The organism is Rhodothermales bacterium, assembly GCA_017643395.1.
Classification (GTDB): domain Bacteria; phylum Bacteroidota; class Rhodothermia; order Rhodothermales; family UBA10348; genus JABDJZ01.
In genome coordinates this window covers 965,540-977,933 of record JAEPNP010000001.1, presented here as the reverse complement: position 1 = coordinate 977,933, position 12,394 = coordinate 965,540, and the positions used below count along the sequence as shown (strand labels likewise).

8 protein-coding genes are annotated in these 12,394 nt (G+C 63.7%); 2 read left to right on the top strand and 6 right to left on the bottom strand.

From position 1 onward, the window contains the following. Positions 1-151: 151 nt before the first annotated feature. Positions 152-2,245, top strand: a complete 2,094-nt coding sequence (locus tag JJ896_03820; GenBank protein MBO6778763.1) for a T9SS type A sorting domain-containing protein — start codon at positions 152-154, stop codon at positions 2,243-2,245. Positions 2,246-2,261: 16 nt separating this feature from the next. Here the strand turns inward: JJ896_03820 and typA are convergent, their stop codons facing one another. The 4 genes from typA to JJ896_03800 form a co-directional block, all read right to left on the bottom strand. Beyond that, complete coding sequence (gene typA / locus JJ896_03815; GenBank protein MBO6778762.1) at positions 2,262-4,085, bottom strand: translational GTPase TypA; 1,824 nt, start codon at positions 4,083-4,085, stop codon at positions 2,262-2,264. A gap of 97 nt (positions 4,086-4,182) precedes the next feature. Further along, positions 4,183-5,823, bottom strand: coding sequence for a hypothetical protein (locus JJ896_03810; GenBank protein MBO6778761.1), 1,641 nt, complete (start codon positions 5,821-5,823; stop codon positions 4,183-4,185). Between the two features lie 140 nt (positions 5,824-5,963). Continuing rightward, positions 5,964-6,554, bottom strand: a complete 591-nt coding sequence (gene ruvA / locus JJ896_03805; GenBank protein MBO6778760.1) for a Holliday junction branch migration protein RuvA — start codon at positions 6,552-6,554, stop codon at positions 5,964-5,966. Next, complete coding sequence (locus JJ896_03800) at positions 6,547-8,217, bottom strand: NAD+ synthase (GenBank protein ID MBO6778759.1); 1,671 nt, start codon at positions 8,215-8,217, stop codon at positions 6,547-6,549. Before JJ896_03800 ends, ruvA begins: the two co-directional genes overlap by 8 nt. 54 nt (positions 8,218-8,271) lie before the next feature. On the opposite strand from JJ896_03800, the gene JJ896_03795 reads away from it, so the two are divergent. Next, positions 8,272-10,377, top strand: coding sequence for an acylase (locus JJ896_03795; GenBank protein ID MBO6778758.1), 2,106 nt, complete (start codon positions 8,272-8,274; stop codon positions 10,375-10,377). Between the two features lie 52 nt (positions 10,378-10,429). Here the strand turns inward: JJ896_03795 and JJ896_03790 are convergent, their stop codons facing one another. After that, entirely contained in the window at positions 10,430-11,542 is a 1,113-nt protein-coding gene (locus JJ896_03790) for a Rieske 2Fe-2S domain-containing protein (protein MBO6778757.1), read from the bottom strand. After that, positions 11,539-12,372, bottom strand: coding sequence for a shikimate dehydrogenase (locus JJ896_03785; protein ID MBO6778756.1), 834 nt, complete (start codon positions 12,370-12,372; stop codon positions 11,539-11,541). The genes JJ896_03790 and JJ896_03785 overlap by 4 nt, the downstream gene beginning before the upstream one ends. Positions 12,373-12,394: the final 22 nt, after the last annotated feature.

Below are 12,394 nucleotides of genomic sequence, written 5' to 3'. Positions count from 1 at the left end.
GCGCCCACAGCGCGCCCGCCGGCGCCCGCCCGCCCCCGCAGCCGCGGCGCCCGCCGGAGTCCACTGCCGCCCGCCCGCCCCCCCGGGATTTAATCCGCGCTTCGACGGTCGATACTGAATGCGGCTAGTCACGCCCTTTCGGAGCGAATCCATGCGCAAAACCCTGCTTTTTCTATCAGTTCTGCTCGCCGGCACGGCGACGGCGCAGGACTACTGGCGGCCGGCGACAGGTCCGTTCGGCGGCACGATCGTGCATGGCATCGCGGCGACGCCCGAAGGGTTCTATGCGGCGACGGTAAGCGGCCTTTTCTACTCGGATGACGCCGGCGCGACCTGGGCGCTGGAAAACGACGGGATCACCGCCTCAGGCATCGATTCCCGCGAGGTTCTTCGCCTCGCCGACGGGTCCGCTTTGCTCGCCACCTACGGCGGCGGTGTGTTCAAACGCTGGCAAGGCGCGAACGGTTGGCAGCAGATGAGCACGCCGGACCCATGGGTGCAGGCCATTACGCAGGCGGAGGACGGCACCGTGTATGCGGGCACGATTCGGGGCGTGCTTCGCTCGGAAAACTCCGGATCGTCCTGGCAGATATTCAGCGTCGACGATCGCACACTCAACATCCGGGACGTCGCCGTTGACCACAACGGGGTCCTGTATGCCGCAACCTCCGAAGGCGTCTACAAGTCGCCCGACCGGGGTGTCAGTTGGGACTGGGCATCGGGCGGTATGACTACCTGGGATACGGACGTGCTGTTCGTCACCTCGACCGGAGATGTGTACGCCGGCACCAGCCCCATCCGTGGAGGCTGCACGCTGTTCCGCACGCGGAATGCCGGCAGGATATGGACGTGTGTGCAGCCTCAGACAGATCCGATCCGCGCGGGCGGCATGGCCGAGGATGAGCAAGGCCGCCTGTACTTCGGCGGGTTTCGGTACGTCTACCGCTCTGACGACGAAGGCTCCACCTGGAGTCCCATCGCCCAAACAAGCACCACCGTGCACGGCATCGCCGCATCCGGTTCCACGGTTATCGCCGGCACGTACGGCCGAGGCGTATTGCGCACGGGAAATCGCGGCACGACGTGGGAAGCATCCAATACGGGCCTGCAGAGCGCCATCCGGGATATCGCAATCGGCCCGAACGATGGGCTCTTCGCCGCGACACTCGGCGGCGTCTTCCTGTCACGGGACCAGGGTTCTACCTGGACATTGCTGGATGACCTGGCGGAGTCGGTCAAGCCGGCCCAGAGTCTGGCGTTCGATACGGATGGTCGGCTCCTCGACGGCACCTTGAACGGGCTGTTCCGGTACGATCTGGTGGAGGAGACCTGGGAAGCACTGGGCCCCCCCGGGTCCCCGCCCGTTCGCGACGTGCTGCCGGGCCCCAATGGTGAGCTCTTTGTAGGCTACCACGAAGGGGTGTACCACCTGCGCGGTCAGAACTGGACGTCGTATCCGCTGATCGGACCCGATCAGGCCGCACGTGACGTGATTGCGATTGGTGTGGATCAGGCGGGCACCATTTTCGCAGGAGGCACCTACGACTCGTTCATGCGGCCAGGTGGCCAAACCGGGTGGGTTCGTCTCACCAGCCCGGCTACGCCCTATTTCGAGGCGCAGGTCTTCGCCCGTTCCCCGGATGATCGGCTGTACGCGGGCACCCGCTACTTCGGCGTCATGCGGTCTTCAGACGGCGGCCAGACGTGGAGCCCGATGACGAATGGTCTCTCGGGCAGCGAGGACATCCGCGCGATCGCCTTCGATCCGGACGGCACCATGTTCATGGGCTCATTCGGAAACGGTGTGTACCGACTTGGTCGCAACGGTGCGTGGCAGCCTGTGACGGGCGGTATGGAGAACGCCCGACGGGTCACGTCGCTGGCCTTCGACGCCAGCGGCAACGCCTATGCGGGCACGTACGGCTCAGGAATATGGGTGCACGACGCCGGCGTCACCAACACGGAATCGCCGGACGTCCCAGTTGCCTCGGTGACGCTGGACGTCTATCCCAATCCCTCTTCCGGGGTGGCACGTGCCCGGGTCGAGCTTGCCCATCCGGGCGATGTGCTCGTGGAAGTCTTTGACGTGATGGGCCGCCAGGTGGCAATGCAGCGGGAATACCTCGCCACGGGAAGCCATCCCGGACTGGGTCTTCCGGTCGATGGACTCGCGGCCGGCCTGTATGCGGTGCGCATCACCACGGCCGAACATTCGGCCACGCGCACTCTGGTGCTGGCCGACTAGGCTCTGCGCGGAACACTCAGGACAGCGCGGCCTGGGTGCGGAGCTGATCCGCCTTCTTGCGCTCGTGCGGATCCAGATAGCGCTTGCGCAGACGCACGCTTTCCGGCGTGATCTCCAGCAGTTCGTCATCACGGATGAACTCGATGCTGGCCTCCAGGGACATTTTGCGGGCCGGGATCAGCTTCTCGAAGGCATCGGCCGAGGCCGCCCGCATGTTCGTCAGCTTCTTCTCCTTGGTGATGTTCACCTCGAGGTCCACGTCGCGCGCATTCTCGCCGACAATCAGCCCCGCATATACCGGATCGCCGGGACTGACAAACAGCTCACCACGCTCCTGCAGGTTCAGGGCAGCGTAGCCGGTGACCTTGCCGTTGCGGTCCGAAATCAGGGCACCTGTCGCGCGATGGGCTATTTCGCCCGCCCACGGCCGGAATTTGTCAAACAGGTGGGTCAGAATGCCCGTGCCCTTGGTGTCCGTCATGAATTCGGTTCGGTAACCAATCAGTCCGCGACTTGGAATCTCGAACTCGAGCCGCACGCGTCCCGAGCCGTGATTGACCATCTTCGTCATGACGCCGCGCCGCGTGCCCAGCTTCTGCACGACCGTGCCCATGTAGTCCTCGGCCACATCGATCAGGGCGAGTTCGTAGGGCTCGCAGCGCTTGCCGTCGATCTCCTTGGTGATCACCCGAGGCATGCCGACCGAGAACTCAAAACCCTCACGCCGCATCTGCTCGATGAGAATCGCCATCTGCAGCTCACCGCGACCGTAGACCAGGTAGCTGTCCGGCGTGTCGGTCTCCTCGATGCGCATCGCCAGGTTGGTTTCCGCCTCCTTGAACAGGCGGTCGCGCAGGTTGCGGCTGGTGACGTACTTGCCCTCGCGGCCGGAGAACGGCGAGTCGTTGATGCGAAACTCCATGGACATCGTCGGCTCGTCCACGTGCAGCGGCGGCAGCGGCTGCGGCTCTTCGGCGTCGGCGATGCTCTCGCCCAGACCGATGCCCGACATGCCGGCGATCGCTACGATGTCGCCCGGTCCGGCGCTGTCGATCTCGACGCGCTGCAGCCCCTGGTAGCCGAACAGCGCGGTCACCGACGCCTGGGTGAACGTGCCGTCTCGATGACACATGCTGACGCGCTGCCGATTCTTGAGCGTGCCCTGCATGACGCGGGCAATCGCCACCGGACCGCGGTAGTTGTCCGGCTGCACGTTGGTGACCAGCACCTGGAGTGACCCTTCAGCATCTCCGACCGGTGCGGGCACGGCGTCGATGATGGTATCGAAGAGCGGGCGCAGGTCAGTCAGTTCCTCGCCAAGATTGACGGTGCACTTTCCGTCGCGTGCCACGGCAAAGACCACCGGAAACTCGATCTGCGAGTCGTCCGCGTCCAGGTCGATAAACAGGTCATAGACCTCGTTCAGTACCTCTTCGGGCCGGGCGTCCCCGCGATCAATCTTGTTGATCACCACGATGGCGGGCAGACCCAACTCCAGCGCCTTGGAGAGCACGAACCGCGTCTGCGGCAGGGGACCCTCAGCCGCATCGACCAGGAGCATGATGCCGTCCACCATGCGCAGGGTGCGCTCGACCTCACCACCAAAGTCCGCGTGACCAGGCGTGTCCACAATATTGATGTGCGTGCCCTCATACACCACGGCCGTGTTCTTGGCCATGATGGTGATGCCCTTCTCCCGCTCCAGATCCATGGAGTCCATGACGCGCTCCTGCACATCCTGGCCCTGCCGGAACGTGCCGCTCTGCCAGAGCATGGCATCCACGAGCGTGGTCTTGCCGTGGTCCACATGGGCCACAATGGCGATGTTTCGGAGGTTCATTCGGACGATGGGCTGGGAGTTGGTCGCCGCCCAAACGCCTGTGCCTCAAGCGGTTCCCCGAGTGCCCGCGGTCGCCTCGGGATTCACCGCACCACCATCAACGAGCCACCACAAACGTCCCTGAGGTGCTAAATCGGCCGGCGCGAAGCTGCCAGGCCCACACACCGTTGGTCAGTTCCGACGCATCGACACGTAGCCGATGTTCGCCGGCTTCGAACGTGCGGAAAACGGGTACCGCCACACGCCGGCCAAGCATGTCTACCACATCGAGCGTGACGGGCAGGGCCTCAGGCAGGGACAGCGTAACAAATGCCTCGGTGGTGACAGGATTTGGAAAGATGCCTGACGCCGCCAAGGGAAAAGTCTCGGGCACGGACCGGTCTTCTCCGGGGCCCAGCGGGGTGAGAATCACGGCGGCTCGGCTCTGCACGAAGCTCATGTCGTCGCGCAGCGCCCGTACCGAGTCGAAGTTGTCCCGGCCTCGGGCCGTAACGATGGCAAAAACTACTTCGCTCTCCTGGTCGGGCACGATCGTGAACGGGCCCGTCGCCACCACAATCTTCCGGTCACCTGGCGGCAGCGCCGAGCCATTTCCGTCCCAGTTGGCTTCACTCCAATACTCTGGCGGGCTGCCCGGATACATAAGGGGGGTAGGTTGCGACGGATGGCGAGAGTGGCCCAGTGTGACGGGCTCTCCCCACGGCCAGCGCCCACGCATCATGTTGTAGTAGCCGACCCCCCGACCATGTGGGTAGGTGGCATCGCACCCAGCGATCACCGAGGTCCGCATGCATTCCGAGCCGAACGTGAACATGGAGGTCATGCGTCGCGCGTCCAGGGAACGGGTATCCCCGCCGTCCGCTGCACCGTCCGGCCCGGAGCCCCGAAGGATGCCGATGCCTACCGCAGGCGGGGATTCCCCGAACACCGCGTCGTCGTTGTCGGCGTTGTAGAAGTAGCCCATGTTTGCCGTCGTGTCGGACCCCGCGTAATCGTCGAACACGTCCCCGAGGCCTCCATAGACGAACAGACCGACGTGGGCTTGATTGAACGGCAGTAAACCGCTGCGCTTGATGCGAAAGCGATAGAACGTGGTGCGGCCTAGAGCCCCTTCCCGGTCAAAGGAAAATGCGCTGCCCTCGACCTGTACCTGTAGGGGAGTGGCCTGGGAAGCCACATGGTCCCCGGCCCGGTCATTCATCACCCACCACAGCATCTGGTCGCCCAGCAGCGCGGGACGGTCGCCCGCCGCCACATCATAGTTGTGCGGATCGCCATCGCCATCAGTCACCGGGGCGCCGGCCCAGACAGGCCAGTCCCGAAGCCGTTCGGTCACTACACCAGTTCGCTCGAACTCCTGGATGTCCGATCGCCGGATCTCCCAGACCCGATCGTAGGGCGAGCAGTCAGCCGGCGGCAGGCCAAATTCGTCCAGAGGCCCCGGCCAGAACTCGTGCGGCCCGAGCATGGAGCCGGCCATGTACAGGAAGCCCTCAAATTGGGCAGCAACCCACAGGCTCGCAGCGAGGATCTGATTCCTCCCGGCGCCGTCGGTGTAGGTGTTGGGCGAACCCTGGTCACGCCAGAATAGGGAGCCGGTGTTGAACACGGGAGCGCGCACATCCCTGCCCTCCAGCCAGCCCACGGCCGTGCCGGTCGGGCAGGCGGCCGGTGGCGGAGGGATCTGGGCGAGGGCCGATCCTGCGAGCAGCATGGCCGGCGCCAGGATATAGGGCATGCGCCTGAGCATGCGGAAACGTAGCCATTACAGATCTTTTGGCCACGGCATGCGCGCCGAACGGATCCGGAATACGGCTGCCCCGCTCCGGAGCGGATCCCGTCGGGAAGCGGGGTCAGGACCCGCTGGATCCGGACTGCCTACTGGTCGCGCAAGGCCAGTCGAATCAACGCTTCCGCACTGGTTGCTTCCGGATTCGACTTGAGCACGCTGCGCACCGCCTTGTCGGCAGCCGAGCGGGAGAAGCCCAGCGCTTCCAGGGCCGCGAGCGCATCGTTCACACCCTCTGCCGCGTCGGTGTCGTCGGAGGTCCCATCGCCCAGATCTACTTTGGCCAGGCGATCACGCAACTCGATGACCAGCCGCTCCGCCGTCTTCTTGCCGACACCGGGAATCCGGGTCAGGAATCCGGCATCTCCCGCCAGCACGTGTCGACGGATCTCTCCGGGCCGCATGGCAGAAAGCGCGGCGAGGGCCAGCTTGGGACCCACTCCCGATACGGCGAGCATGATGCGGAATACAGTGCGTTCGTTGCGGGAGGCGAACCCGTACAGCTGGAGAATGTCTTCCCGAACATGCAGGTGTGTGAACACTTCCGTGTCGGAGCCGATCTTGGAGAGCGCCTCGAACGTCGACGTGGGAATCAGCAGTCCGTAGCCCACGCCCCGCACATCGATTACGATCTCGGTGGGCCGTTTTTCGACCAGCCGGCCGGCGAGGCGCTCAATCATGGACGGGCGCGGATCTGTAGGAGGGTTTCATGACGATGGGCAGGCGGCGTCCCATCCCGAAGGCTTTCGCAGAGACCCGCAGACCTGGCGGTGCCTGTCTGCGTTTGTACTCATTGCGGTCCACCATGCGCAGGATACGCTCTATGAGTGCACGGTCGAAGCCGGTCTCCGCTTCGATGCGATCCACGTCCTGGAGACCCTCGACATAGCGTTCGAGGATCGCGTCCAGGACGTCATATTCGGGAAGTGAGTCCGAGTCCTTTTGATCGGGTCGAAGCTCCGCGGACGGTGGCTTGGTGATTGTGCTTTCGGGAATAAGCTCGCGGCCTGCGCGCTGATTGATGTACCTGGCGAGTGCGTATACGTCCATTTTGAAGACATCTGCCAGCACAGCCAGCCCACCGCTCATGTCACCGTAAAGCGTGGCGTAACCCACCGACAATTCGCTCTTGTTGCCCGTAGTCAGCAGGAGGTGTCCGAACTTGTTGGAGATGGCCATCAGCGTGACGCCGCGAGAGCGCGCCTGGATGTTTTCCTCCGCAACGCCGAATTCGGTGCCGTCGAACAGGGGCTCCAGCATGGATTCGAACGCGTCAACGGCGCGGGCGATGGCAATCTCGTGGAAGCGCATGCCGAGGTTCTCCGCCAGCACCCGGGAATCCTCCACCGAGCCGCCTGAAGAGAATCGGGACGGCATCGTTATGCCATCTACCGCATCGCCCCCAAGGGCCTCCACCGCAAGCGCGGCAGTCACGGCGGAGTCGATCCCACCGGACAGGCCAATCAATGCGCGTTCGAATGCCCCCGTCTTGCGCACGTAGTCCCGAATACCCATGACGAGCGCATCATGCATGTCTGCAATGCGGTCATGTGGCATGCTGCACGGCACGCTGGGGGCTTCGGAGTCCCAGATGACCATGGACTCTTCGAACGAGGGAGCGCAAGCAGCGAGCGATCCGTCGGCGTGGTGCACCCGACTGTCCCCGTCAAAGAGCACCTCGGTGTTCGCACCGACCTGGTTGACCAGCACGAAGGGCTTGCCGTGCTCCTGGCAGATCTCCTCAAGCACCTCGCAGCGACGGGCGTGTTTGCCGTGCGAGAAGGGGGAGGCAGAGATGTTCACGAAAACGTCGACCCCCCGTTCGGCGAGTTCGTCAATCGGGTTGGCCGCGTAGAGATGGTAATCCGCCTGCTCCTCGTTATTCCACATGTCCTCGCAGACGTGCAGGCCCAGGCGCACACCTCGGAATTCGATGGGATCGGCAGTCCGGCCGGGTTCGAAGTAGCGATACTCATCGAAGACGTCATAGGTCGGAAGTAGCACCTTTACGGCGCGCCCCAATTCCCGTCCGTCTTCAAACAGAACCGCTACGTTCTGCAACCGCTTGCCGACGGGCGACGGATTCCGGACCGGACCGCCCAGCACCAGACCGAGTCCCGGGGGTGCGTCCGCGGCGATGCGCTGCATGGTCTCCTGAGCGCGGTCCAGGAAGGCCTCGTTTTCCAGAAGATCCAGCGGGGGATACCCCGTTACGCACAACTCCGGGAATACCGCCAGGTCGGCACCCTGCTCTGCGGCCCGGCGCGCAAATGTCAGAATGCGCTCCGCGTTGCCGATGAGGTCGCCAACGGTCGGATTGATCTGGGCGAGGGCTATCTTCATGCTCTTTGGTACGCGTCTGGACACGGGCGGTGCCGTCCCCAAGCCGCACTCGTCATGAGTATTCGCCGCCGGTGGCTGTACATCCTGATCGCGTTCCTGATTGCGTACTTCATGGCGCATCAGATTCGCAGTCAGGGAAAAGTGCCTTCAGAACTGGCCGAGCGCGCGGACCTGTATGACGTGGAAATCATGCGGGACGAATGGGGCGTACCGCACATCCTCGGAGAAACAGACGCCGACGCGGCGTTCGGACTGGCCTACGCGCACGCAGAGGACGACTTCACCACCATTCAGGGCTCCCTTGTGGCGGCGCGTGGCCGACTGGCGAGCATGCTGGGTTCTGAAGGCGGTCCGAATGACTACATGGTGGCCTTGCTTCGGGTTGAGCAGATCACCGAGGAGGGCTACGCTGCCATGGACTCGGCGACCAAGGCGCTGTGTGATGCCTATGCCGACGGGCTCAACGTGTACGCCGCCCAACATGCCGACGAAGCCTTGCGGGGGATCTGGCCGATGACGGGTAGGGATGTCGTGGCGGGCTTTGTGCACAAGACACCTCTTTTCTTCGGATTGGAACGTGTTCTCGCAACCCTGTTTGAGGAGGCCGACCTGGGGGCAGATCCGCCGGACTCCACCGAAGCGACCGGCTCCAACGCCTTTGCCGTCGCTCCTTCCCGCACCGCGGATGGTCGGACCTATCTGGCCGTGAACTCCCATCAGCCCTGGACAGGACCCGTTGCGTGGTACGAGGCTCACCTCATGAGTCGCGAAGGTCTGAACATGCTGGGAGGCACGTTTCCCGGGTCTCCCGTAATCCTTCACGGACACAACCAGCACCTGGGATGGGCCCACACGGTCAACAACCCGGATGTCGTGGATCTCTACACCCTCACGGTTCATCCCGAGAATCCGGACCTCTATCTGCAGGACGGCGAATGGGTGCCTTTCCTGAAAGAACAGGCCAACATCCCGGTTCGCCTGGTCGGCATGCTGGAGTGGACCTTCGATCGCGACCTGACCTGGTCTGCGCACGGGCCGGTGGTGCGGTCTGACACAGGCGCCGTCGCCGTTCGATTCAGCGGATGGGGCGATGCGGGACAGGTAGCCCAGTGGTACGCGATGAATCGGGCCACGACCATGGAGGAATGGCAAGCGGCTATGTCCCGCCAGGCCATCCCGGTATTCAACACGGTCTATGCAGACCGCGAGGGGCAAATACAGTATCTGTACAACGCTCGCATCCCCATCCGTGAACCGGGGTTTGACTGGTCCGGCAGGGCGCGTGGAGATTCAAGCGTGGCCATCTGGCAGGAGTATCTCCCTTTCGAGGATCTGCCGCGGGTCGTGAACCCGGAGGTGGGCTTTGTGCAGAATGCCAACAGCACGCCCTTCCTGGCCACCGGGACGGAAGCGGATCCGTCTGTGCTGGACTTCCCGACCTCGGCCGGCATTGAGACGCATCAGACCAACCGCGCCATGCGCGCGCTGGAGCTCTTCTCGGCGGACACGGACGTGACCTGGGAGGAGTTCAAGGCCTACAAGTACGACATGCGCTATGCCGTCGAGTCGCGCGCGGCGCGCCTTGTGCGGCAACTGCGCTTTGCGTCTCCGGGCGATTCGCTGGCCCGGGAGGCGGTAGCCGTGCTGGCGGGTTGGGACCTCGGCACCGATCCCGACAACCGGGAGGCCGCTCTGGCCGTTGGCACGCTGCGACCCTTCCTGGACCAGTACGGTGAGGCGATATCCACCACGGCGCTGATGACTCGGTTGCGGGAAACGGCTGCCTGGCTGCTCGAGCACCACGGCACGTTGACCCCCACGTGGGCGGAGGTAAACCGACTGCGTCGCGGTGACGTGGACCTTGGTCTTGGGGGTGCACCGGACGTGCTGCATGCGGTCTATGGCAACCGGTCCGAGGACGGGCGTCTTGTCGGCTTTCAGGGTGATTCGTACGTCCTTCTGGCCGCCTTCGACCAGGATGGACCCGTGCGCTCGGAGAGCATCAACGTGTTCGGCAGCGCCATTTCGAGGCCTGAGAGTCCGCACTATGCCGATCAGGCCGAGCTCTTTGTGCAGCGGCAGCTGAAAGAAACGCCGTTCACGGAGGAGGAGGTGAGGGCGGCGGCCGTGCGCACCTACCGGCCGGGCAGGGATCGATAGGCGGCACTTGGCTCCAAACGACCAGGGCGGGCACTCCGCGCCCCCCGACGCGCTACGCGGGCACTCCGCGCTCCCGCTCCATCGCTCGCTTGTAGGCCCCCTTCAGAATGCTTTGGAAGTGGTAGACCCCAGGCTCCGCATCCGCCGAGAAGCGGCCCTTGTCGTAGGCGCTGGAGGCCAGCCCGCGCTGTACGAACTCGCAGATCTCGACGTCTTCGGCCTGCACCTTGTCACTGAACGACACGTCTTCGTCAATCACGGTCTGCGGCGTGCCCTCCCGGAAGTAGTAGTCGAAGATGACCTGGCACCTATCGTGAGAAACCGGCACCACGCTGTTCACCTGCACTCGCCCGGGCAGGATGTTCAGCATGAAGTTGGGAAACAGGCAGTAGTAGAAGGCCTCCCCCTCTGTGCTGCCGTACGGGTTCTCGCCTTCCTGTAACGGGCTGTACTGCAACGAGTAAGAGGGATAGGTCTCGGTCACGTAGTTGCGGTAGTCAAGCACGTCACAGAGCTCCGGATGGACCAGGGGGAGGTGGTAGCCCTCGAGATAGTTGTCCACATACACCTTCCAGTTGCAGGCCACATCGTAGACCTGGCGCTGCTCAAACCGGAGTTCGGAAAGTCGGATGGGATGGATGCGCTCCGCTATTCCGCTGACGTAATCCTCAAATCCGACATCGGGCTCTTCCTGCAGGCACACGAACACCATGCCCTGCCAGGCCACTATCCGGGCCTCCCGCAGGCCGAAGTCCCGCTTGTCGAACAGCTCGGTTCTGTCGAATCGCGGCACGCCGCGCAGGGAGCCGTCCAGCCGATACGTCCACCCGTGGTACTTGCACTGCAACATGCGCGTGTGCCCACAGGCATCGGTAACCAGCGGTCCACCCCGGTGTTTGCACACATTGAACCAGGCCCTCAGCCTGCCCTGGTCGTCCCGCACCAAAACGATGGGCTCGCCCGCGATGATCTCGGATACATACTGGCCCGGCTCGGTCAATTGTGTCTCTGCACACACGTATTGCCATCCGCGGGCCAGCACGTGCTGCTGGTCAAAACGGTGAAAACCAGGGTGCACGTACCACGAGCTGGGAATGGTGTCTGCCCTGGCGAGGGGCTGTACCTGGAGCGACTTTTCGTCGAGATCCGGAAGCGGAAGGGTCACTTCGTTGAGGGACTGAGAGCCGCCTCGACTGCATGGCGTACCGCGGGCAGGGGCATCGCATGTCCCGTCCAGAGACGGAAAGCCGCGTCCGCCTGGCCAATCAGCATGGCCAGGCCATCAATGATGGTGGCACCGCATGAAGCGGCCTGCGTCAAGAGTCGAGTGGGTCGAGGGGTATAGATCAGATCGTACACCGTTTGCTCGGCACGCCAGTTCACAGCCTCCAGCGGGCTGGAGTCCGCGTGGGGCGCCATGCCCACCGGTGTAGTGTTGACCACGAGATCCGCGAGCGGTGCCAGCTCGGTTCGTTTTTCCCAGGGCGCAACGGATGCAGTAACGCACATGGAGTCCATCGAGTCAATGAGCAGTCTTGATCTTTGTGTCTTGCGGGAACACACCACGACATGTCGTGCATCCGTGTGCTGGCAGAGCGCGTAAAGAACAGCTCTGGCCGATCCTCCGGCACCGAGTATCAGGACCTTCTCGTGGGACTCGGTCAGGGGCTGAAGGAAGCCCGCAAAGTCGGTGTTGTGTCCGATCCTCTGGTCACCGGAAACAACGATCGTGTTAACAGCTCCGATCTGGCTCGCAGCTGGAGAGAGCTCGGTCAGAAACGGAATCACAGCCTGTTTGTGCGGCACCGTGACGTTGGCACCGGCCACCGCACTCCCGCGCCAATCCCGGAGCACGCTCCCCACTTCCTGCGGGCTCACGTCCCATGCTTCGTACCGCCCGGCCAGCCCGATTTCGGCCAGTGCCGTGTTATGAATTGCCGGAGACAGGGAATGTGCCACCGGGTGCCCCAGCAGCACATAGAGGGGAGACTGCATGGCCGGAAGATAAAGCGACGAG

Bases quoted from the DNA above. Each gene is read 5' to 3' on its own strand.
- ruvA (MBO6778760.1), bottom strand. From the start codon at position 6,554: ATGATTGAGCGCCTCGCCGGCCGGCTGGTCGAAAAACGGCCCACCGAG.
- JJ896_03820 (MBO6778763.1), top strand. From the start codon at position 152: ATGCGCAAAACCCTGCTTTTTCTATCAGTTCTGCTCGCCGGCACGGCG.
- JJ896_03785 (MBO6778756.1), bottom strand. From the start codon at position 12,372: ATGCAGTCTCCCCTCTATGTGCTGCTGGGGCACCCGGTGGCACATTCC.
- JJ896_03800 (MBO6778759.1), bottom strand. From the start codon at position 8,217: ATGAAGATAGCCCTCGCCCAGATCAATCCGACCGTTGGCGACCTCATC.
- JJ896_03810 (MBO6778761.1), bottom strand. From the start codon at position 5,823: ATGCCCTATATCCTGGCGCCGGCCATGCTGCTCGCAGGATCGGCCCTC.
- typA (MBO6778762.1), bottom strand. From the start codon at position 4,085: ATGAACCTCCGAAACATCGCCATTGTGGCCCATGTGGACCACGGCAAG.
- JJ896_03795 (MBO6778758.1), top strand. From the start codon at position 8,272: ATGAGTATTCGCCGCCGGTGGCTGTACATCCTGATCGCGTTCCTGATT.